The organism is Delftia sp. NA_296.1 (genome assembly GCF_052692095.1).
The window spans coordinates 479895-502267 of the sequence record NZ_JBQZGF010000004.1 but is presented as its reverse complement, the minus strand read 5'-3'; the positions used below and the strand labels follow the sequence as shown (position 1 = coordinate 502267).

Genomic DNA, 22373 nt, shown 5'->3' with positions numbered 1-22373 from the left:
TCTGAATTGCTCTCCATCATGGCCCGATGAGTGCATCGGTCCACCCATTCCAAAGGAGCAACAATGTCCATCTTCAACAAAGTCACCAAGACCTTCCAGTGGGGCCAGCACACGGTCACCATGGAAACCGGCGAGATCGCCCGCCAGGCTTCCGGCGCCGTGCTGGTCAACATCGATGACACCGTGGTGCTTGCCACCGTGGTGGCGTCCAAGCAGGCCAAGTCCGGCCAGGACTTCTTCCCGCTGACCGTCGATTACATCGAGAAGACCTACGCCGCAGGCAAGATTCCCGGCAGCTTCTTCAAGCGCGAAGCCAAGCCCAGCGAACTCGAAACCCTGACCAGCCGCCTGATCGACCGCCCGATCCGCCCGCTGTTCCCCGAAGGTTTCTACAACGACGTGCACGTGGTCATCCACACCGTGTCGCTGAACCCTGAGGTCGATGCCGACATCGCCGCCCTGATCGCCACCTCGGCTGCCCTGTCCGTGTCGGGCATTCCCTTCAATGGCCCCATCGGTGCCGCCCGCGTGGGCTACATCAATGGCGAGTACGTGCTCAACCCCGGTCAGACCCAGCGCAAGGATTCGCAGATGGATCTGGTCGTGGCCGGTACCGAAGCCGCCGTGCTGATGGTGGAGTCCGAGGCGCAGCAACTGCCTGAAGACGTGATGCTGGGCGCCGTGGTCTTTGGCCACGAGCAAGGCCGCATCGCCATCGAAGCCATCCATGAATTGGTGCGCGAAGCCGGCAAGCCCGTCTGGGACTGGGTCGCTCCCGCCAAGGATGAAGAGCTGATCGCCAAGGTGGCGGCACTGGGCGACGAAGCCCTGCGCACGGCCTACCAGATCCGCAACAAGCAAAGCCGCACGCAAGCCTGCCGCGAAGCCTACGCCGCCGTGAAGGCCGGCCTGACGGCCCAGGGTGTGGAGTTCGACGGCGTCAAGGTCGAAGGCATGCTGTTCGACATCGAGGCACGCATCGTTCGCAGCCAGATCCTGGCCGGCGAGCCGCGCATCGACGGCCGTGACACGCGCACCGTGCGCCCCATCGAAATCCGCAACTCCGTGCTGCCCCGCACGCACGGCTCGGCCCTGTTCACGCGCGGCGAGACGCAGGCCCTGGTCGTGTCCACGCTGGGCACCGAGCGCGACGCGCAGCGCATCGACGCGCTGGCTGGCGAGTTCGAGGACCGCTTCCTGTTCCACTACAACATGCCTCCCTTTGCCACCGGCGAAGTGGGCCGCATGGGCTCGACCAAGCGCCGCGAAATCGGCCACGGCCGTCTGGCAAAGCGCGCCCTGGCGGCCTGCCTGCCCAGCAAGGAAGAATTCCCCTACACCATCCGCGTGGTGTCGGAAATCACCGAGTCCAACGGCTCCTCGTCCATGGCTTCGGTCTGCGGCGGCTGCCTGTCGATGATGGATGCAGGCGTTCCGATGAAGGCCCACGTGGCCGGCATCGCCATGGGCCTGATCAAGGAAGACAACCGCTTCGCCGTGCTGACCGACATCCTGGGTGATGAAGATCATCTGGGCGACATGGACTTCAAGGTGGCCGGCACGACCAGCGGCATCACTGCGCTGCAGATGGACATCAAGATCCAGGGCATCACCAAGGAAATCATGCAGGTCGCCCTGGCCCAGGCCAAGGAAGCGCGCATGCACATCCTGGGCAAGATGCAGGAAGCCATGGGCGAAGCCAAGGCCGAGATCTCGTCCTTCGCTCCCAAGCTGTACACGATGAAGATCAACCCCGAGAAGATCCGTGACGTGATCGGCAAGGGCGGCTCCACCATCCGTGCACTGACCGAAGAGACCGGCACGCAGATCGACATCGGCGAAGACGGCACCATCACCATCGCTTCCAGCGATGCCGCCAAGGCCGATGAAGCCAAGCGCCGCATCGAAGAGATCACGGCCGAAGTCGAAATCGGCAAGATCTACGAAGGCCCGGTCACCAAGATCCTGGACTTCGGCGCTCTTGTGAACCTGCTGCCCGGCAAGGACGGTCTGCTGCACATCAGCCAGATTGCCCACGAGCGCGTGGAGCGCGTCGCCGACTACCTGCAGGAAGGCCAGATCATCAAGGTCAAGGTCATGGAGACCGACGAAAAGGGTCGTGTCAAGCTGTCGCTGAAGGCGCTGACCGAGCGTCCTGCCGGCATGGAGCGCAGCGAGCGCCCCGCGCCTGCCGAGCGTGAGTTCCGCCAGCCGCGTGAGCCCCGCCAGCAGCGCGAGTTCCGCGAGCCGCGTGAACCCCGCGAGCCCCGTGACGGCGGCCGTCCGGCTGCCGAGGGCGAGCAGCAACAGCAACAGCAGCAGTAATGCCCGGCAAGGCCATTGCCCAAAAGGGGGTGGCCTTGCAGGTGCATGTGGTGACTGGCAAAAAGCGCTGACCTGTTCAGCGCTTGTGGCATTTTTGACAGGGATTGCGAGGTCGAAAGATGGAAAAGCAAATCATGCGTGCCGTGGAACTCACGGACTTTGGTGCTCCCGAGGTATTGCGCCTGGGCGAGCGTCCGCTGCCCGTTGCGGGTGCGCAGGAGTTGCTGATCCAGGTGTCGGCCAGTGGTGTCAATCGCCCTGATGTGTTGCAGCGCAAGGGGCACTATGCTCCGCCGCCGGGCGCCTCCGATCTGCCCGGGCTGGAAGTGGCCGGGGTGATCGTGTCGGGCGACGACGAAGCCATGCGGCTGGCAGGCCTGCGCGTGGGAGACCGCGTGTGCGCGCTGCTGGCCGGCGGTGGCTATGCGGAGTACTGCGTTGCGCCCGTGGCCCAGTGCCTGCCCATCCCGGCAGGGCTCAGCGAGGTGGAGGCTTCGGCATTGCCCGAGACCTTCTTCACCGTCTGGAGCAATGTGTTCGACCGCGGTGCCTTGCAGGCAGGTGAAACCCTGCTGGTGCAGGGCGGCAGCAGCGGCATCGGCGTGACGGCCATCCAGCTGGCCAAGGCGCGCGGCGCCACGGTCATCGTGACCGCTGGCTCCGATGCCAAGTGCGCCGACTGCCTCAAGCTGGGTGCCGACCATGCCATCAACTACCGTACGCAGGACTTTGCCGCGGAGGTGCAGCGCATCACCGAAGGCAGGGGCGTGGACGTGATCCTGGACATGGTGGCGGGTGGCTATGTGGCGCGCGAAGTGCAAAGCCTGGCAGAGGATGGCCGCCTGGTCATCATTGCGGTGCAGGGTGGCATCAAGGCGGAGTTCGACGCGGGCCTGGTCCTGCGTCGCCGTCTGCTGGTGACGGGCTCCACACTGCGTCCGCGGCCTGTGGCTTTCAAGGCAGCCATCGCCCAGGCCCTGCGCCGCGAGGTCTGGCCGCTCATCGAGGCAGGCGGCATTCGTCCTGTGATCCATAGCACCTTTGCTGCCGCTGATGCCGACAAGGCGCACGCGCTGATGGAGTCGAGTCAGCACACCGGCAAAATCGTTTTGACGTGGTAACCATGAAGAAGAAACTCATCGTCGGCAACTGGAAGATGAATGGCAGCCTGGCTGCCAATGCCGTTTTGCTCAAGGCCCTCAAGGAGGGGCTGCCCGAGGGGGGCAATGCGGGCGTGGCTGTGGCCGTGCCCGCCGTCTATCTGGCCCAGGCCCAGGCCGAGCTTGAAGGCTCGGCCATCGGCGTGGCCGCGCAGGACGTGTCGCAGCATGAATCGGGTGCCTATACGGGCGAGCTGTCGGCCGCAATGCTTCGGGATTTTGGCGTGCGCTATACGCTGGTGGGGCACTCGGAGCGTCGCCAATACCATGGCGAAACCGATGCCGTGGTGGCGCTGAAGGCGCAGGCTGCGCTGGCCAAGGGCGTCACGCCCATCGTCTGTGTGGGCGAAACGCTGGCGGAGCGCGAGGCGGGGCAGACCGAAGAAGTGGTCAAGCGCCAACTGGCGGCTGTGATCCACCAGGTGGGCCAGTGCATCAATGAGCTGGTCGTGGCCTATGAGCCCGTCTGGGCCATTGGCACCGGCAGGACCGCCACGCCGGAGCAGGCCCAGCAGGTGCATGCTGTGCTGCGCGCCCAGCTGGCGGCTGCCAGCCAGCAGGCCGATCGCATCGCCTTGCTGTACGGCGGCAGCATGAATGCCTCCAATGCAGCCCAGCTGCTGGCCCAGGCCGACATTGATGGTGGCCTGGTGGGCGGAGCGTCGCTCAAGGCGGCCGATTTCCTGACCATCATCGCTGCGGCCCAGTAAGCCGGGGCGGTTTTTCCATTCGCTTTTTTAGCTCTCGCGTTACTAGCAGGTACAACCAATGAATGCATTCGCAAGCGTGATCCTCGCCGTTCAGATGCTGTCGGCTCTCGGCATGATCGGCCTGATCCTGATTCAACACGGCAAGGGTGCCGACATGGGCGCCTCGTTCGGCAGCGGCAGCTCCGGCAGCCTGTTCGGTGCCTCCGGCAGCGCCAACTTTCTGTCGCGCTCCACGGCAGGCCTGGCCACGGTGTTCTTCGTGGCCACGCTGGCGCTGGCCTATCTGAGCAATGCGCGTCCCGTCAGTTCGGGCAGCGTGCTGGAAGGTGCCGCACCCATCACGGCGCCAGCTCCTGCGGCCTCTGGCGCTGCTGGCGAAGTGCCTGCTCCTGCTGCAGGCCAGGCGCCTGCTGCCGGTGCTGAAGGCGCTGCCCAGATCCCCACGAAATAATTTCGAACAAAGTCCTCGGTCCTCCGGGTCCGAGGGTTTTTCAGAGTAGAATCTAGAGATTGTTCGGTAGGCGGAATCTTTGCAACGGAGATAAAGAGCCAGCCGAAATCAAGACTTGCCGTCGTGGTGAAATTGGTAGACACGCTATCTTGAGGGGGTAGTGGCGAAAGCTGTGCGAGTTCGAGTCTCGCCGACGGCACCAAGATATAACTAAGAGCCTGCCCTGCTGATCAGGCTGATCGGTGCGGGCATGCCTTTCAAGGTAGCCGCACACGATGAACATCGACCAGTATCTTCCCGTTCTTTTGTTCATTCTCGTCGGCATGGGTGTCGGCGTAGTCCCCCTGGTACTGGGGTATGTGCTGGGTCCGAACCGACCCGATGCCGCCAAGAACTCCCCCTATGAATGTGGCTTCGAGGCCTTCGAAGACGCGCGCATGAAGTTCGATGTGCGCTACTACCTCGTCGCCATCCTGTTCATCCTGTTTGATTTGGAAATCGCCTTTCTGCTGCCCTGGGCCGTTGCGCTTCGGGACGTGGGTGGGGCTGGTTTCGCCGCTGTCCTTATTTTCCTGACCGTTCTCGTCGTGGGCTTTGTCTACGAATGGAAGAAGGGTGCGTTGGACTGGGACTGAAGCGGGTTCACTAAGGAAACACGATGATCGAAGGCGTGATGAAAGAAGGCTTCATCACCACGAGTTACGACTCTGTGGTGAATTGGGCCAAGACGGGCTCGCTGTGGCCCATGACATTTGGTCTGGCCTGCTGCGCGGTGGAGATGATGCACGCTGCGGCGGCGCGTTACGACATCGGTCGCTTTGGCTCGGAAGTCTTCCGTGCCAGCCCGCGGCAGTCGGACCTGATGATTGTGGCCGGCACCCTGTGCAACAAGATGGCGCCCGCCATGCGCAAGGTCTATGACCAGATGTCCGAGCCCCGCTGGGTCATCTCCATGGGCTCGTGCGCCAACGGCGGCGGCTACTACCACTACAGCTATTCCGTGGTGCGCGGCTGTGACCGCATCGTGCCGGTCGATGTCTATGTGCCTGGCTGCCCCCCCACGGCGGAAGCCCTGATCTACGGCATCATCCAGCTGCAGCAGAAGATCCGCCGCACCCATACCATCGCTCGCGTCTAAGGGCTAGATGATGACTGCTATTGCGATTCACCCCGAAGTGCTTCGGGATGTGGTGGCTGCTGCCTTGGGCGACAAGGCGCGCAGCGTGACCGTGGCCCTGGGCGAGGTGACGGTCGAAGTGTCCGCCGCCCAGTATCTGGAGGCCATGCAGGTTCTGCACACCGCCCCGGATTGCCGGTTCGAGGTCCTGGTGGACCTGTGCGGCGTGGACTACTCCACCTATGCAGAAGTCGGGCGTGAAGGCCCGCGCTTTGCCGTGGTATCCCACCTGCTGTCGATCAGCCTGAACCAGCGCCTGCGCGTTCGTGTCTTTTGCACCGACGACGATTTCCCGGTGGTGGCTTCCGTCACTTCCGTCTGGGCGGGCGCGAACTGGTTCGAGCGCGAGGCGTTCGACCTGTTCGGCATCGTCTTCGATGGCCATGACGACCTGCGCCGCATCCTGACCGACTACGGCTTCATCGGCCATCCCTTCCGCAAGGACTTCCCGCTGTCGGGCCATGTGGAAATGCGCTATGACCCCGAGCAACAGCGCGTGGTGTACCAGCCGGTCACCATCGAGCCCCGCGAGATCACGCCGCGGATCATCCGCGAAGACAACTACGGGGGCCTGCACTGAAGGCGCTCCAGGCGCCTTTTTGATGGACGACCATGGCTGAAATCAAGAACTATTCCCTGAACTTTGGTCCGCAGCACCCGGCAGCGCACGGCGTGCTGCGCCTGGTGCTGGAGCTCGACGGTGAAGTGGTGCAGCGCGCAGACCCGCACATCGGTCTGCTGCACCGTGCGACAGAAAAACTGGCAGAGAGCAAGACCTATATCCAGTCGCTGCCCTATATGGACCGGCTGGACTACGTGTCCATGATGTGCAACGAGCACGCCTACTGCCTGGCCATCGAGAAGCTGCTGGGCATCGAGGTGCCCATCCGCGCCCAGTACATCCGCGTGATGTATTCGGAGATCACCCGCATCATGAATCACCTGATGTGGCTGGGCTCCAGCGGCAACGATGCGGGCAGCTCCACGACGCTGATCTACACCTTCCGTGAGCGCGAAGACCTCATGGACATGTACGAGGCGGTTTCGGGCGCGCGCATGCACGCGGCCTATTTCCGTCCGGGCGGCGTCTACCGCGACCTGCCCGACACCATGCCGCAGTACAAGGCCAGCAAGGTGCGCAATGCGCGCTCGGTCGAGATCATGAACCGCAACCGCCACGGCTCGTTGCTGGACTTCATCGACGACTTCACGCAGCGCTTCCCCAAGTGCGCCGACGAGTACGAGACCCTGCTGACCGACAACCGCATCTGGAAGCAGCGCAACGTGGACATCGGCGTGGTGACGGCCGAGCGTGCCATGAACCTGGGCCTGACCGGCCCCATGCTGCGTGCCTCCGGCGTGGCCTGGGACATGCGCAAGTCGCAGCCCTATGAGGTCTATGACCGCATGGACTTCGACGTGCCTGTGGGCAAGACCGGCGACTGCTACGACCGCTACCTGGTGCGCGTGGCCGAAATGCGCCAGTCCAACCGCATCATCAAGCAGTGCGTGGACTGGCTGCGTGCCAACCCGGGCCCGGTGATCGTGGACAACCACAAGATTGCCCCGCCGCCGCGCGAAGGCATGAAGTCCAACATGGAAGAGCTGATCCACCACTTCAAGCTCTTCACCGAAGGTTTCCGCGTGCCCGAAGGCGAGGCTTACGCGGCCATCGAACACCCCAAGGGGGAGTTCGGCATCTACATCGTGAGCGATGGGGCCAACAAGCCCTACCGCCTGAAGATCCGTCCGCCGGGATTCGCCAATCTGTCCGCCATGGACGAAATGTGCCGAGGCCACATGCTGGCCGACGCCGTGATGGTGCTGAGTACCCTGGACATCGTGTTTGGAGACGTTGACCGATGATTACCGAAGCGACCAAGGAGCGCTTTGCGCGCGAGGTGGCCAAGTACCCGGCCGACCAGAAGCAGTCTGCCGTGATGGCCTGCCTGTCCATCGTGCAGCAGGAGCAGGGCTGGGTCAGCGCCGAGAGCGAGGCCGTGATTGCCGAGTTCCTGGGCATGGCCGAGATCGCGGTGCATGAAGTCACCACGTTCTACAACATGTACAACCAGCGCCCCACGGGCACGTACAAGCTGAACGTCTGCACCAACCTGCCTTGCCAGCTGCGCGACGGCTACAAGGCGCTGCACCATCTGGAATCCCGCCTGGGCATCAAGATGGGCGAGACCACGCCTGATGGCATGTTCACGCTGCAGCAGTCCGAGTGCCTGGGCGCCTGCGCGGATTCGCCTGTGATGCTGGTGAACGACCGCTGCATGTGCAGCTTCATGAGCAACGAGAAGCTCGACGAATTGATCGACGGCCTGCGCGCCGCGGAGGGCAAGGCATGAACGCCGCCGCACAATCGGTCCTGGCCAAGTTTGCCTCTTCGGGCAGCGAGACCTGCTTTCACGACCGCCACATCAATCCGCAGATCTACGCCGACCTGACCGGCGCCAACTGGTCCATCAAGGACTACGAGGCACGCGGCGGCTATCAGGCGCTGCGCAAGATCCTGGGCAAGGATGGCAGCGAAGGCCTGACCCAGGACCAGGTGATCGCCACCGTCAAGGAATCGGGCCTGCGCGGCCGCGGCGGCGCAGGTTTTCCCACGGGCCTGAAGTGGAGCTTCATGCCCCGCCAGTTCCCGGGCCAGAAGCACCTGGTCTGCAACTCGGACGAAGGCGAGCCTGGCACCTGCAAGGACCGCGACATCCTGGTGCACAACCCGCACATCGTGATCGAGGGCATGATCATCGCCGCCTACGCGATGGGCATCTCCCTAGGCTACAACTACATCCACGGCGAAATCTTCGAAGCCTATGAGCGCTTCGAGGCCGCGCTGGAGGAAGCCCGCGCCGCCGGCTACCTGGGTGACAACATCATGGGCAGCAGCTTCAGCTTCCAGCTGCACGCGCACCATGGCTTCGGCGCCTACATCTGCGGCGAAGAGACGGCGCTGCTGGAGTCGCTGGAAGGCAAGAAGGGCCAGCCGCGCTTCAAGCCGCCGTTCCCGGCCAGCTTCGGCCTGTACGGCAAGCCGACCACGATCAACAACACCGAAACCTTTGCGGCCGTTCCCTGGATCATCCGCAACGGCGGCGCTGCGTACCTGGAGTGCGGCAAGCCCAACAACGGCGGCACCAAGATCTTCTCGGTCAGCGGTGACGTCAACCTGCCCGGCAACTACGAAGTGCCGCTGGGCACGCCCTTCAGCAAGCTGCTGGAGCTGGCAGGTGGCGTGCGCACGGGCCGCAAGCTCAAGGCGGTGATCCCCGGTGGATCGTCCTCGCCCGTGCTGCCGGCTGACATCATCATGGAATGCACGATGGACTACGATTCCATCGCCAAGGCCGGCTCCATGCTGGGCTCGGGCGCCGTGATCGTGATGGACGACTCGCGCGACATGGTCGAGAGCCTGCTGCGCCTGTCCTACTTCTATCAGCACGAGTCCTGCGGCCAGTGCACCCCTTGCCGCGAAGGCACGGGCTGGCTGTGGCGCGTGGTCAACCGAATCGAGCACGGCGAAGGCCGTCCTGAAGACATCGAGCTGTTGGACTCGGTGTCCGTGAACATCATGGGGCGCACGATCTGTGCGCTGGGCGATGCGGCAGCGATGCCGGTGCGCGCCATGATCAAGCACTTCCGCCACGAGTTTGAAGCGAAGATCCAGAACGCTTCCAAGCAGACGGTCCACGCCGCCTGATCGCGAGAAAAGCATATGGTTGAAATTGAACTGGACGGAAAAAAGGTGGAGGTCGCCGAAGGCTGCATGGTCATGCATGCAGCCGAGAAGGCAGGCACCTACATCCCGCATTTCTGCTATCACAAGAAACTTTCCATCGCCGCCAACTGCCGCATGTGCCTGGTGGATGTGGAAAAAGCCCCCAAGCCCATGCCCGCCTGCGCCACGCCCGTGACGCAGGGCATGATCGTGCGCACCAAGAGCGAGAAGGCGATCAAGGCACAGCAATCGGTGATGGAGTTCCTGCTCATCAATCACCCGCTGGACTGCCCGATCTGCGACCAGGGCGGCGAATGCCAGCTGCAGGATCTGGCCGTGGGCTACGGAAGCTCCGCCTCGCGCTACGAGGAAGAAAAGCGCGTGGTCTTCCACAAGGACGTGGGCCCGCTGATCTCCATGCAGGAGATGAGCCGTTGCATCCACTGCACCCGCTGCGTGCGCTTCGGACAGGAAGTGTCCGGCGTGATGGAGCTGGGCATGATCAACCGCGGCGAGCACTCCGAGATCACCACGGTGGTGGGCGATACGGTGGACTCCGAGCTGTCGGGCAACATGATCGACATCTGCCCCGTGGGCGCGTTGACCAGCAAGCCCTTCCGCTACAGCGCCCGCACCTGGGAGCTGTCGCGCCGCAAGTCGGTCTCGCCCCATGATTCCACGGGTGCCAACCTCATCGTCCAGGTCAAGAACCACAAGGTTCTGCGCGTCGTGCCCTTCGAGAACGAAGAGGTCAACGAGTGCTGGATCGCCGACCGCGACCGCTTCTCCTACGAAGCCCTGAACAGCGACGAACGCCTGACCCGCCCCATGCTCAAGCAAGGCGGCGAGTGGAAGGAAGTCGATTGGCAGACCGCCCTCGAATACGTGGCCAACGGCCTGCGCCAGATCAAGAACGACCATGGCGCCTCCGCCATCGGTTCGCTGGTCAGCCCGCACAGCACGCTGGAAGAGCTGTACCTGGCAGGCAAGCTGGTGCGTGGCCTGGGCAGCGAGAACATCGACTACCGCCTGCGCAATGCCGAGTTCACCGCCGCCCAGGGCGTGCAGTGGCTGGGCACGCCCATCGCGTCGCTGTCCAAGCTGCAAGGCGTCCTGGTGCTGGGCTCCAACCTGCGCAAGGACCATCCGCTGTTCGCGCAGCGCATCCGCCAGGCTGCCAAGCAGGGCTGCGCCGTGCTCGCCATCAATGAGCGTGTCTACGACTGGGCCATGCCGGTGACGGCGTCCATCGTGGCTGCCCCGGACTGGGCCCAGGCGCTGGCCGATGTGGCCGCCGCCGTGGCGCAGGAAAAAGGCGTTGCCGCTCCCGTGGCCGCCGCCGACGTGCATGCCGAGGCCCAGGCCATCGCCGCCGCGCTGCTGCGCGGCGAGCGCAAGGCCATCTTGCTGGGCAATGCCGCTGCGCACCACGCACAGGCATCGACCCTGCTGTCGCTGGCCAACTGGATTGCCGAGCAGACCGGCGCCTCGGTCGGCTACCTGACCGAAGCCGCCAACACGGTGGGCGCTCAGTGGGTGGGTGCACAGCCTGCCGCTTCGGGCCTGAACGCAGGCCAGATGCTGGCCGGCGGCCTCAAGGCCGTGCTGCTGCTGAACAACGAACCCGTGTTCGACTCCGCTGCCGGCGCCCGCGCCGCAGAGGCACTGGGCAAGGCCGAGATGGTCGTGACCCTGAGCCCCTTCAAGGCCAACATGGAATTCAGCGACGTGCTGCTGCCCATCGCCCCGTTCACGGAAACCTCGGGCAGCTTCGTCAATGCCGAAGGCCGCCTGCAGAGCTTCCACGCCGTGGTCAAGCCGCTGGCCGAAGCCCGTCCGGGATGGAAGGTGCTGCGCGTGCTGGCCAACCTGCTGGGCGTGCAGGGCGTGGACTACGAGACGTCGCAGGACGTGCTCGCAGCCGCCACGGCCGCTGCCACCAGCGTGCCGGCCAACCTGCTGGGCAACGGTGCGCCTGCCGTGAATTCCATCGCCAACGGTGCCGGCCATGCCGCGCCCGTGGTGGCCAGCATTTATCAGCTCGACAGCATCGTGCGCCGCGCGACATCGCTGCAACTGACGGCAGATGCACGTCAGGCTCGTGAGGGAGGCGCCGCATGATTGACGCACTCAAGACGGCCGGTGCCGGCCTGATCGCCGCACCCTGGTGGACCGACGTGGCCTGGCCCGTGCTCTGGATCCTGCTGGGCATCGTTGCCATCGTCGCCCCGCTGATGGGCGCCGTGGCTTACCTGACGCTGTGGGAACGCAAGCTGCTGGGCTTCATGCAGGTTCGCATGGGTCCCAACCGCGTCGGTCCCTTCGGCCTGCTGCAGCCTCTGGCCGACGGCCTGAAGCTGCTGACCAAGGAACTGATCCAGCCCACGGCTGCTGCCAAGGGCCTGTTCTACGTGGGCCCGGTGATGGCCATCATGCCCGCCCTGGCGGCATGGGTGGCGATCCCCTTCGGTCCCGACGTGGCCCTGGCCAACGTCAATGCCGGCCTGCTGCTGATCATGGCCATCACGTCCATCGAAGTCTATGGCGTGATCATTGCGGGCTGGGCCTCCAACTCCAAGTACGCCTTCCTGGGCGCGCTGCGTGCCTCGGCACAGATGGTCAGCTATGAAATCGCGCTGGGCTTCTGCTTCCTGGTGGTGATCATGGTCACGGGCAGCATGAACCTGACGCAGATCGTGCTGAGCCAGGGCCAGGGCCAATTCGCCAGCATGGGTGTCAGCGTCCTGTCGTGGAACTGGCTGCCGCTGCTGCCGATCTTCGTGGTCTACCTGATCTCGGCCGTGGCCGAGACCAACCGCCACCCCTTCGACGTGGTCGAAGGCGAAGCCGAAATCGTGGCCGGCCACATGGTCGAGTACTCGGGCATGGGCTTTGCCATCTTCTTCCTGGCCGAATACGCCAGCATGTGGCTGGTGTCCATCCTGGCCGTGGTGATGTTCCTGGGCGGCTGGCTGCCTCCGTTCGACTTCCTGTCGTTCATCCCCGGATGGATCTGGCTGGCGGCGAAGACTTTCCTGGTCGTGTCCATGTTCATCTGGATCCGTGCCACCTTCCCGCGCTTTCGCTATGACCAGATCATGCGTCTGGGCTGGAAGATCTTCATTCCCGTCACCCTGGTGTGGCTGGTCGTCGTGGGTGGCTGGATGCACTCGCCTTGGAACATCTGGAACTGAGCGGAGCAAGAATGTCTGCGGTTGCTGCTACCCCATTTTCGATCAAAGATTTCCTCAAGAGCTTCATGCTCTGGGAACTGGCCAAGGGCATGGCCCTGACTGGCCGCTACACCTTCCGCCGCAAGGTCACGGTGCAGTTCCCCGAGGAAAAGACACCCCTGTCGCCGCGTTTTCGCGGACTGCACGCCCTGCGCCGTTATGACAACGGCGAAGAGCGCTGCATTGCCTGCAAGCTGTGCGAGGCGGTGTGCCCGGCCATGGCCATCACCATCGAGTCCGATGTGCGTGACGACGGCTCGCGCCGCACCACGCGCTACGACATCGACCTGACCAAGTGCATCTTCTGCGGCTTCTGCGAGGAAAGCTGCCCGGTGGACTCGATCGTCGAGACGCATATCTTCGAATACCACGGAGAAAAGCGCGGCGACCTGTACTTCACCAAGGACATGCTGCTGGCCGTTGGCGATCGCTACGAACCCGAGATTGCCGCCGCCAAGGCTGCGGACGCCAAGTACCGCTGAAGCGGCTCCTTGATCACTTGAAAAGATTCGATCCATGGACGCCAAAACTGGTTTCTTCTATCTGTTCTCGGTCGTGCTGCTGTTTGCAGCCTTCCGGGTCGTCACGGCACGCAACCCCGTGCATGCCGTGCTCAACCTGATCCTGGCCTTCTCGCAGGCTGCCGGCATCTGGCTTCTGCTCAAGGCCGAGTTCCTGGGCGTGACCCTGGTGCTGGTCTACCTGGGCGCCGTGATGGTGCTGTTCCTGTTCGTGGTGATGATGCTGGATATCCGCATCGACGCCGTGCGCCAGGGGTTCTGGAAGCATTTCCCCTTCGCTGCCCTGATCGGCGCACTGATTGCCTTTGAAATGGGCATGGTGCTGATGGGCGGCTTCAGCGGCGTCGAGGAGCCCAAGGCCATTGCGGCCACGGTCAACGCTGCCGGCCAGACCGTGCAGTACTCCAACACCCAGGCCCTGGGCAAGCTGCTGTACACCGAATACCTGTACCCCGTCGAGATCGCTGCCGTGATCCTGCTGGTGGCCATGATTGCCGCCATCGCCCTGACCCTGCGCAAGCGCAAGGACAGCAAGGCAGTGAACCCGGCCCAGCAGATCCGCGTGCGCGCAAAGGATCGCCTCGAGCTGGTCAAGGTGCCGGTCACCCAGGCGCCGCAGGCACCGGCCGCCGAGGCAACCCCCGCCGTGGAGACAAAAGCATGACGTTGACTTTGGGCCATTATTTGACGCTGGGCGCCATGCTGTTCGCGCTCTCCGTCGTTGGCATTTTTCTGAACCGCAAGAACCTGATCGTGCTGCTGATGGCCATCGAGCTGATGCTCTTGGCCGTCAACACCAACTTCGTGGCGTTCTCCAGCTATCTGGGTGACATGCACGGCCAGGTGTTCGTGTTCTTCATCCTGACAGTGGCAGCCGCCGAGTCGGCCATCGGTCTGGCGATCCTGGTGCTTCTGTTCCGCAACAAGACCAGCATCAATGCGGAAGATCTCAACTCCCTCAAGGGTTGAGTCCGCCGTAACTTGCAAGGTTCTTAAGAATGAGTCAAACACTCTCTGCATCCCTGCTCCTGGCGGTGCCGCTGGCACCGCTGGCGGGCTCCGTGCTCGCGGGCATCTGGGGCACGGCCTTCGGCGGCAACAAGATCGGTCGCGGCGGCAGCCATACCCTCACCATCGCGGGCGTGCTGATCGCCTTCATCCTGTCGGCCATCACGTTCAACAGCGTGATCTTCGACGGCGCGCGCTTCGACCAGTCCATCTACACCTGGATGGAAATCGGCGGCCTGAAGATGGAGGTCGGTTTCCTGATCGACAGCATCACGGCCATGATGATGTGCGTGGTGACCTTCGTGTCGCTGATGGTGCACATCTACACCATCGGCTACATGCAGGAAGATGACGGCTACAACCGTTTCTTCTCCTACATCTCGCTGTTCACCTTCTCCATGTTGATGCTCGTCATGAGCAACAACCTGCTGCAGCTGTTCTTCGGCTGGGAAGCCGTGGGCCTGGTGTCCTATCTGCTGATCGGCTTCTACTACAACAAGCCCACGGCCATCTTCGCCAACATGAAGGCCTTCCTGGTCAACCGTGTGGGTGACTTCGGCTTCATCCTGGGCATCGGCCTGATCGCTGCCTACACCGGCACCATGAACTACGGCGAAATCTTCGCCAAGCTGCCCGAGATCCAGAACACCCTGCTGCCGGGCACCGGCTGGCTGCTGGTGACGGTGACGGCCATCTGCCTGTTCATCGGCGCCATGGGCAAGTCGGCGCAGTTCCCGCTGCACGCCTGGCTGCCCGATTCGATGGAAGGCCCGACCCCCATCTCGGCACTGATCCACGCCGCCACCATGGTGACGGCCGGCATCTTCATGGTCTCGCGCATGTCGCCGCTGTACGAGCTGTCGGACACGGCACTGAGCTTCATCCTGGTGATCGGCTCCATCACGGCGCTGTTCATGGGCGTGCTGGGCATCATCCAGAACGACATCAAGCGCGTGATCGCGTACTCCACGCTGTCGCAGCTGGGCTACATGACCGTGGCCCTGGGCGCCTCCGCCTACTCGGTGGCCGTATTCCACCTGATGACCCACGCCTTCTTCAAGGCCCTGCTGTTCCTTGGCGCCGGCTCGGTGATCATGGGCATGCACCACAACCAGGACATCCGCTGGATGGGCGGCGTGCGCAAGTACATGCCCATCACCTGGATCACCTTCCTGCTGGGCAACCTGGCGCTGATCGGTACGCCGTTCTTCTCGGGCTTCTACTCGAAGGACGCCATCATCGAAGCCGTGCACGCCACGAACCTGCCGGGCGCAGGCTTCGCGAACTTCGCGGTGCTGGCCGGCGTGTTCATCACGGCCTTCTACTCCTTCCGCCTGTACTTCATCGTCTTCCACGGCAAGGAGCGCTACGACCAGAACCCGGACGCGCACCACGATGACCACCACGGTCACGATGACCACCACGGCCATGGCCACGATGCCAAGCCGCACGAGTCGCCCCTGGTCGTGACCGGTCCGCTGATGCTGCTGGCCATCCCCTCGGTGGTGATCGGTGCCATCGCGCTGATGCCCATGCTGTTCGGTGACTTCTTCAAGGGCGTGATCCACGTCGATGGCGCAAAGCACGGCGCCATGGCCGAACTGGCCGAGAAGATCCACGGCTGGGTGCCCATGGCACTGCATGGCTTCACGGCCGCGCCGTTCTGGCTGGCTCTGGCAGGCGTCGTCGTCTCCTACCTGTTCTACATGGTCAAGCCCGAAGTTCCTGCGGCCATCAAGTCGGCCATGCAGAAGATCGGTGTCTACCAGGCACTGGAAGGCAAGTACGGCGTGGACTGGGTCTACGAAAACATCTTCGCCCGTGGTGCTCGCGCCTTCGGCAGCTTCTTCTGGAAGGTCGGCGACCAGGCCATCATCGATGGCGCCATCGTCAACGGTTCGTGGAAGCTCATCGGCCGCATCGGCCAGTGGGTGCGCAAGCTGCAGTCGGGCTATCTCTATCACTACGCGTTGGTCATGCTGCTGGGCGTGTTCGCTCTCATGACGTATTTCGTGTGGCTCAACAAGTAGTAGAGGAAGAACAAAAATGCATTGGTTGAGTCTTTCAATCTGGGTGCCGATCGCATTCGGCGCCCTCCTGCTGGCCCTGGGCCGCGAGGATCAGGTCAAGGCAGTGCGCTGGCTGGCCCTGGTCGGCGCGCTGGCCGGCCTGGCGGTCACGCTGCCGCTGATCCAGCAGTTCGACAACAGCACGGCTGCGATGCAGTTCGTGGAGAAGGCGCTGTGGATCGAGCGCTTCAACATCTACTACCACCTGGGCGTGGATGGCATCTCGTTCTGGTTCGTGCCGCTGACGGCCTTCATCACCGTGATCGTCGTGATCGCGTCGTGGGAAAACATCACCGAGCGCGTGAACCAGTACATGGGCGCGTTCCTGATCCTGTCCGGCCTGATGGTCGGCGTGTTCAGCGCACTGGACGGCCTGCTGTTCTACGTGTTCTTCGAAGCCACGCTGATCCCGATGTACCTGATCATCGGTATCTGGGGCGGCCCCAACCGCATCTATGCGGCCTTCAAGTTCTTCCTGTACACGCTGATGGGTTCGCTGCTGACCCTGATCGCGATCATCTATCTGTACACCCAGTCCGGTGGCAGCTTCGAGATCCTCGACTGGCACAAGCTGCCGCTGTCCATGACGGCCCAGACGCTGATCTTCTTCGCCTTCTTCGCGGCCTTCGCCGTGAAGGTGCCGATGTGGCCGGTGCACACCTGGCTGCCCGACGTGCACGTGGAAGCGCCCACCGGCGGCTCCGCCGTGCTGGCCGCCATCATGCTGAAGCTCGGTGCCTACGGTTTCCTGCGCTTTTCCATGCCCATCGCCCCTGATGCATCGCACAAGTGGGCCTGGCTGGTCATCGCGCTGTCGCTGGTCGCCGTGATCTACGTGGGCGTGGTCGCGCTGGTGCAAAAGGACATGAAGAAGCTGGTGGCCTACTCGTCCGTGGCCCACATGGGCTTCGTGACCCTGGGCTTCTTCATCTTCAACCCGCTGGGCGTTGCCGGCGGCATCGTGCAGATGATTGCCCACGGCTTCGTGTCGGGCGCCATGTTCCTGTGCATCGGCGTGCTCTACGACCGCGTGCACTCGCGTGAAATCGCCTCCTACGGCGGCGTGGTCAACACCATGCCCAAGTTCGCGGCCTTCGCACTGCTGTTCGCCATGGCCAACTGCGGCCTGCCCGCAACGGCCGGCTTCGTGGGCGAGTGGATGGTGATCCTGGGTGCCGTCCAGTACAACTTCTGGATCGGCCTGGGCGCTGCCACGGCGCTGATCTTCGGCGCCGCCTACACCCTGTGGATGTACAAGCGCGTCTACCTGGGTCCGGTCACCAACGACAATGTGCGCGGCCTGACCGACATCGGCAACCGCGAGTTCCTGGTGCTGGGTCTGCTGGCCATCGCCGTGCTGTACATGGGTCTGTATCCCAAGCCCTTCACTGACGTGATGGATGTGTCCGTGGCCGAGCTGCTCAAGCATGTGGCCATGAGCAAGCTGCAGTGACCAGACTGAAACGAGAGAATCGAGATGATTGACAACATCAGCTGGCTGGCCATCTATCCGGAGATCCTTCTCCTGGTCATGGCCTGCGTGATCGCCCTGGTGGACCTGGGCGTCAAAAGCCCGCGCCGCACGGGCACCTATGTTCTGACGCTGCTGACCCTGGGCGTGGTGGCCGTGCTGCAAGGCATGTACGCCTCCAGTGGCAACACCTTCTATGGCTGGGGCAACATGGTGGTCTCCGACGCCATGGGCAACTGGCTCAAGTGCTTCGCCACCGTGGCCATGATGGTCACCCTGGTCTACGGCCGCCCCTACGCCGCCGACCGCGACATGCTGCGCGGCGGCGAGCTGTTCACGCTGGCCATGCTCGCGCTGCTGGGCATGTTCATCATGATCTCGGGCAACAACTTCCTGGTCATCTACCTGGGCCTGGAGCTGCTGACGCTGTCCAGCTACGCCCTGGTGGCCCTGCGCCGCGACCACACGGCGTCGGTCGAGGCCGCGATGAAGTACTTCGTGCTCGGCGCCATGGCCAGCGGCTTCCTGCTGTACGGCATGTCCATGCTCTACGGTGCGACCGGCTCGCTGGACATCGGCCAGGTCTTCAAGGCCATCAACTCGGGCGAGATCAAGCACCAGGTGCTGGTGTTCGGCCTGGTCTTCGTGGTCTCCGGCCTGGCCTTCAAGCTGGGCGTGGTTCCCTTCCACATGTGGGTTCCTGACGTCTATCAGGGCGCTCCCACGGCCATCACCACCATGATCGGTGGCGCGCCCAAGCTGGCCGCCTTCGCCATCGTCATCCGCCTGCTGGTGGACGGCCTGCTGCCGCTGGCCATCGACTGGCAGCAGATGCTGGCGGTGCTTGCCATCGCCTCGCTGCTGGTCGGCAACCTGGCCGGCCTGCAGCAGACCAACCTCAAGCGCATGCTGGCCTACTCGACCATCTCGCAGATGGGCTTCGTGCTGCTGGGCCTGATGTCGGGTGTGGTGGATGGCAAGGTCGATCCGGCCACCATCGAGAACGCCTACAGCTCGGCCATGTTCTACGTGGTGACCTACGTGCTGACCACGCTGGCCGCCTTCGGCGTGATCCAGCTGCTGGCCCGCGAAGGCTTCGAGAGCGAAGAGGTCGCCGACTTTGCCGGCCTCAACCAGCGCAGCCCGCTGTATGCCGGCGTGATGGCGATCTGCCTGTTCTCCATGGCCGGTATCCCCCCCCTGGTGGGCTTCTACGCCAAGCTGTCGGTGCTGCAGGCGCTCGTGGCATCGGGCCACAGCCTGTACATCGCTCTGGCCGTGTTTGCCGTGGTCATGTCGCTGATCGGCGCCTTCTACTACCTGCGCGTCGTCAAGGTCATGTACTTTGACGAACCCATCACCGCCACCAGCGTTTCCGCTTCGCTGGACGTGCGCGTGGTGCTGACCCTCAACGGCGCCCTGGTGCTGGGGCTGGGCCTTCTGCCGGGTGGCCTGATGGCACTGTGCGCCGACGCCGTCGTGCGCGCCCTGGCTTCCTGATCCACTTTCCCGATGCGGGGCCCTGCACGCAGGGCTTCGCGGTGAGGACATCGGCTTGTCGCAAACCGCTTCGATCTGGCTCGTGATATTGGCTGCCCTTGTGGCAGCCAATTTGCCTTTCTTCAACGCCCGCTGGCTTCAGCTGGGGCCGCTGCGCGCCCAGCGCAAGCCGCTGGCCATGTGCCTGCTGGAGATGGTGCTGCTGTACTTCATCGTCGGCGGCGTGGCGCTGCTGCTGGAGCGCCGTGTGGGGCAGATCGCGCCCCAGGGCTGGGAGTTCTATGCCGTCACGGGAGCGTTGTTCCTGACGCTGGCCTTCCCCGGTTTCGTCTATCGTTTCCTGATTCACCGCCGCGGCTGAGGCTGCGGTGCCGGTTGTCTCATGGGTGGGGGTGCGTGATGAAAGTGCTCGACCTGCATTGCCCGCACGGCCATCTGTTCGAGGGCTGGTTCGCCTCGGAAGATGATTTCCAGGGCCAGCTGCAGCGCCAGCTGGTGCTGTGCCCCGTCTGCGGCCACAGCGACATCACCAAGCGACTGAGCGCCCCCCGCATCAATCTTGGCGCCAAGCCAGCAGCCTCGCCCCCGGCTGCGGCGGCTGAGCCTGCTGCAGCCGCCTCGGCTGCCAGTGCGGCAGCCGTTCCCTCACCGTCCATGCCGCCCCAGGCGCGCGAGCAGCTGCAGGCCATGCAGGCCGCCTGGCTGAAATGGTCGCGCCAGGTGGCGCAGCAGACCGAGGACGTGGGCGAGCGCTTTGTCGATGAAGCCCGCCGCATGCACTACGGCGAGACGGACGAGCGCGCCATCCGCGGCAAGGCCAGCCCCGAGCAGGCCATGCAATTGCTGGACGAAGGCATTGCCGTCCTTCCATTGGCCTTGCCCGAAGGCAGCAAGGAAACGCTGCAGTAAGTGGCGACTGGCACGTGCTGTCTTAGCGACGACAATTGCGCCCATTGCAATGGATCGGCAATTTCCAGGCCAGGCCTTTGCTTGTTGCTATTGATTGAGTAGCGCTCCAGCTGACTTTGTCGCCCTTTAATTGAAGAGACGACAAACTCAAGCATATCCGCGGCTTTTCGCATAGTGACTGAGCAGGCCACAGGGAGATTGCCGACCTGGGTGTTTCCCGTAAGGCAGCGGACATTGGCCGCTGCCCTGTAAGTCGCAAAAAGGGTAGTTTGCTATCGCTTTGGAAGCGCTCTGGCCTTCCGTGTGGGCCGCGCCGGGCCTAGATGGTGGAGAACCCTAGGCCCTGCCTGCCACCGCGGCACCTTACAGCCCCGTCTGTGCTTGATTATTTCAAGTGTGAGTGGTTGCTTTTGTTGTTTGCGAAGGCCAGGCTTGATGCGCCATGCTGCAGTGCGGGGCAGGGCCTGTGCTTAGGAGCACCTACGTAGGCGTTTTCCCGCTGCGGTGCACAACGTCGGCAAGCCTACGATGCGTCCGACCCTGCACAACGCCCGCCAGAGCCTCTGGCGACGCGTTGGGGGCTGGCAGCATCAACGGAGCAGGCGAAGCGCACATGAGCGACGTTATTCTCGAAACCCGGAACCTGACCAAAGAGTTCAAGGGATTTACGGCGGTGAGCAAGGTGGACCTTTCGGTGCGCCGTGGCTCCATCCATGCCTTGATCGGCCCCAATGGCGCAGGCAAGACCACCTGCTTCAATCTGCTGACCAAGTTCCTGGAGCCCACCTCCGGCACCATCCGTTTCAATGGCGAGGACATCACGCGGGAAGCACCGGCGCAGATTGCGCGCCGTGGCGTGATCCGGTCCTTCCAGATCTCGGCCGTGTTCCCGCATTGCACGCTGCTGGAGAACGTGCGCATCGGCCTGCAGCGCAAGCTGGGCACGGAGTTCCATTTCTGGCGCAGCGAGAAGAGCCTGTCGCAGCTCGATGACCGCGCCATGCAGTTGCTGGCCGAAGTGGGCCTGCAGGATCTGGCCGACGAGGTCACGGTCAACCTGCCCTATGGCCGCAAGCGCGCGCTGGAGATTGCCACCACGCTGGCCATGGAGCCCGAGCTGATGCTGCTGGACGAACCCACGCAGGGCATGGGCCACGAAGACGTGGATCGCGTGACCCAGCTGATCAAGAAGGTCTCGGCCGGCCGCACGATTCTCATGGTGGAGCACAACATGAAGGTGATCTCCACCATTGCCGACCGCATCACGGTGCTGCAGCGCGGCGCCGTGCTGGCCGAGGGGCCGTACGAGGAAGTTTCGCGCAACCCGCAAGTGATGGAAGCGTATATGGGCACCACCGACGGCCAGTTGCAGGGAGCGCATTGAGATGACTGCACCGGCATTGGAAATCAAGGGCCTGCAGGCCTGGTACGGCGAATCCCATGTGCTGCACGGCATGGACCTGGTGGTCCAGCCCGGCGAGGTGGTCACGCTGCTGGGGCGCAACGGCGCGGGCCGCACGTCCACGCTGCGCGCCATCATGGGTCTGACGGGCGCGCGCAAGGGCTCCATCCGGATCAACGGCGTGGAGGCCATCCACCTGCCCACGCACCGCATTGCCCACCTGGGCGTGGGCTACTGCCCTGAAGAGCGCGGCATCTTCTCCAGCCTCTCGTGCGAAGAGAACCTGATGCTGCCGCCGCCGCTCAAGACCGGCCAGCTGGGCATGAGCGTGGATGAGATCTACGCCATGTTCCCCAACCTGGCCGAGCGCCGCCACAGCCAGGGCACGCGCTTGTCGGGTGGCGAGCAGCAGATGCTGGCGGTGGCGCGCATCCTGCGCACGGGCGCGCGGCTGCTGCTGCTCGACGAAATCTCGGAAGGCCTGGCACCCGTCATCGTGCAGGCGCTGGCCCGCATGATCACCATGCTGCGCACCAAGGGCTACACCGTGGTCATGGTGGAGCAGAACTTCCACTTCGCGGCGCCCCTGGCCGACCGCTTCTACGTGGTCGAGCACGGCCATGTGGTCGAGCGTTTCGGCGCGTCCGAGCTGCAGGCCAAGATGCCCGTGCTCAACGAGCTGCTCGGAGTCTGACCCGGATATCCATCGT

The 22373-nt window shown here is 63.7% G+C and carries 22 protein-coding genes and 1 tRNA gene; all 23 read left to right on the top strand.

Annotated elements, in window-relative coordinates; all coding sequences use genetic code 11:
* Nucleotides 1-63: 63 nt before the first annotated feature.
* The 23 genes from pnp (at nucleotide 64) to ACUTR7_RS13065 (ending at nucleotide 22357) form a co-directional block, all read left to right on the top strand.
* Complete coding sequence (gene pnp, locus ACUTR7_RS13175; RefSeq protein ID WP_013801059.1) at nucleotides 64-2325, top strand: polyribonucleotide nucleotidyltransferase; 2262 nt, start codon at nucleotides 64-66, stop codon at nucleotides 2323-2325.
* A 119-nt stretch (nucleotides 2326-2444) separates the two neighbouring features.
* Nucleotides 2445-3446, top strand: coding sequence for an NAD(P)H-quinone oxidoreductase (locus ACUTR7_RS13170; protein ID WP_012206982.1), 1002 nt, complete (start codon nucleotides 2445-2447; stop codon nucleotides 3444-3446).
* 2 nt (nucleotides 3447-3448) lie between these two features.
* On the top strand, nucleotides 3449-4195 hold the full coding sequence (gene tpiA, locus ACUTR7_RS13165; protein WP_013801060.1) for a triose-phosphate isomerase: 747 nt from the start codon (nucleotides 3449-3451) through the stop codon (nucleotides 4193-4195).
* A gap of 58 nt (nucleotides 4196-4253) precedes the next feature.
* Nucleotides 4254-4646: a preprotein translocase subunit SecG gene (gene secG / locus ACUTR7_RS13160; protein ID WP_012206980.1), complete on the top strand. Its 393-nt coding sequence runs from the start codon at nucleotides 4254-4256 to the stop codon at nucleotides 4644-4646.
* A 117-nt stretch (nucleotides 4647-4763) separates the two neighbouring features.
* Nucleotides 4764-4848, top strand: a tRNA-Leu gene (locus ACUTR7_RS13155).
* A gap of 73 nt (nucleotides 4849-4921) precedes the next feature.
* Entirely contained in the window at nucleotides 4922-5281 is a 360-nt protein-coding gene (locus ACUTR7_RS13150; RefSeq protein ID WP_012206979.1) for an NADH-quinone oxidoreductase subunit A, read from the top strand.
* Nucleotides 5282-5304: 23 nt separating this feature from the next.
* Nucleotides 5305-5784: a NuoB/complex I 20 kDa subunit family protein gene (locus ACUTR7_RS13145; protein WP_012206978.1), complete on the top strand. Its 480-nt coding sequence runs from the start codon at nucleotides 5305-5307 to the stop codon at nucleotides 5782-5784.
* Nucleotides 5785-5794: 10 nt separating this feature from the next.
* Nucleotides 5795-6403, top strand: coding sequence for an NADH-quinone oxidoreductase subunit C (locus ACUTR7_RS13140; RefSeq protein ID WP_043783660.1), 609 nt, complete (start codon nucleotides 5795-5797; stop codon nucleotides 6401-6403).
* Nucleotides 6404-6435: 32 nt separating this feature from the next.
* Nucleotides 6436-7689, top strand: coding sequence for an NADH-quinone oxidoreductase subunit D (locus tag ACUTR7_RS13135; protein WP_013801061.1), 1254 nt, complete (start codon nucleotides 6436-6438; stop codon nucleotides 7687-7689).
* A complete protein-coding gene (nuoE, locus tag ACUTR7_RS13130) occupies nucleotides 7686-8177 on the top strand; it encodes an NADH-quinone oxidoreductase subunit NuoE (RefSeq protein WP_012206975.1) in 492 nt (163 codons plus the stop codon). The genes ACUTR7_RS13135 and nuoE overlap by 4 nt, the downstream gene beginning before the upstream one ends.
* Nucleotides 8174-9532 carry an NADH-quinone oxidoreductase subunit NuoF gene (nuoF, locus tag ACUTR7_RS13125; RefSeq protein WP_034396578.1) on the top strand — a complete coding sequence of 453 codons (1359 nt, stop codon included), beginning with the start codon at nucleotides 8174-8176 and terminating at the stop codon, nucleotides 9530-9532. The genes nuoE and nuoF overlap by 4 nt, the downstream gene beginning before the upstream one ends.
* Before the next feature lie 15 nt (nucleotides 9533-9547).
* Complete coding sequence (nuoG, locus tag ACUTR7_RS13120; RefSeq protein ID WP_013801063.1) at nucleotides 9548-11671, top strand: NADH-quinone oxidoreductase subunit NuoG; 2124 nt, start codon at nucleotides 9548-9550, stop codon at nucleotides 11669-11671.
* Nucleotides 11668-12744: an NADH-quinone oxidoreductase subunit NuoH gene (gene nuoH / locus ACUTR7_RS13115; RefSeq protein ID WP_013801064.1), complete on the top strand. Its 1077-nt coding sequence runs from the start codon at nucleotides 11668-11670 to the stop codon at nucleotides 12742-12744. Before nuoG ends, nuoH begins: the two co-directional genes overlap by 4 nt.
* A gap of 11 nt (nucleotides 12745-12755) precedes the next feature.
* On the top strand, nucleotides 12756-13265 hold the full coding sequence (nuoI, locus tag ACUTR7_RS13110) for an NADH-quinone oxidoreductase subunit NuoI (RefSeq protein WP_012206971.1): 510 nt from the start codon (nucleotides 12756-12758) through the stop codon (nucleotides 13263-13265).
* 34 nt (nucleotides 13266-13299) lie between these two features.
* The gene (locus ACUTR7_RS13105) at nucleotides 13300-13968 is read left to right on the top strand and encodes an NADH-quinone oxidoreductase subunit J (RefSeq protein ID WP_012206970.1); all 669 of its coding nucleotides are present in this window, start codon (nucleotides 13300-13302) and stop codon (nucleotides 13966-13968) included.
* Nucleotides 13965-14273 carry an NADH-quinone oxidoreductase subunit NuoK gene (gene nuoK, locus ACUTR7_RS13100; RefSeq protein WP_012206969.1) on the top strand — a complete coding sequence of 103 codons (309 nt, stop codon included), beginning with the start codon at nucleotides 13965-13967 and terminating at the stop codon, nucleotides 14271-14273. The genes ACUTR7_RS13105 and nuoK overlap by 4 nt, the downstream gene beginning before the upstream one ends.
* A 29-nt stretch (nucleotides 14274-14302) precedes the next feature.
* Nucleotides 14303-16342, top strand: coding sequence for an NADH-quinone oxidoreductase subunit L (gene nuoL, locus ACUTR7_RS13095; RefSeq protein WP_445608985.1), 2040 nt, complete (start codon nucleotides 14303-14305; stop codon nucleotides 16340-16342).
* Nucleotides 16343-16358: 16 nt separating this feature from the next.
* A complete protein-coding gene (locus ACUTR7_RS13090) occupies nucleotides 16359-17834 on the top strand; it encodes an NADH-quinone oxidoreductase subunit M (protein WP_012206967.1) in 1476 nt (491 codons plus the stop codon).
* A gap of 24 nt (nucleotides 17835-17858) precedes the next feature.
* Complete coding sequence (nuoN, locus tag ACUTR7_RS13085) at nucleotides 17859-19352, top strand: NADH-quinone oxidoreductase subunit NuoN (protein WP_012206966.1); 1494 nt, start codon at nucleotides 17859-17861, stop codon at nucleotides 19350-19352.
* 55 nt (nucleotides 19353-19407) lie between these two features.
* Complete coding sequence (locus ACUTR7_RS13080; RefSeq protein WP_012206965.1) at nucleotides 19408-19713, top strand: DUF2818 family protein; 306 nt, start codon at nucleotides 19408-19410, stop codon at nucleotides 19711-19713.
* A 38-nt stretch (nucleotides 19714-19751) separates the two neighbouring features.
* On the top strand, nucleotides 19752-20261 hold the full coding sequence (locus tag ACUTR7_RS13075; protein WP_199959902.1) for a DUF1178 family protein: 510 nt from the start codon (nucleotides 19752-19754) through the stop codon (nucleotides 20259-20261).
* 613 nt (nucleotides 20262-20874) lie between these two features.
* On the top strand, nucleotides 20875-21645 hold the full coding sequence (locus ACUTR7_RS13070) for an ABC transporter ATP-binding protein (protein ID WP_012206963.1): 771 nt from the start codon (nucleotides 20875-20877) through the stop codon (nucleotides 21643-21645).
* Nucleotide 21646: 1 nt separating this feature from the next.
* A complete protein-coding gene (locus tag ACUTR7_RS13065) occupies nucleotides 21647-22357 on the top strand; it encodes an ABC transporter ATP-binding protein (RefSeq protein WP_445608984.1) in 711 nt (236 codons plus the stop codon).
* The last annotated feature ends 16 nt before the right edge of the window (nucleotides 22358-22373 follow it).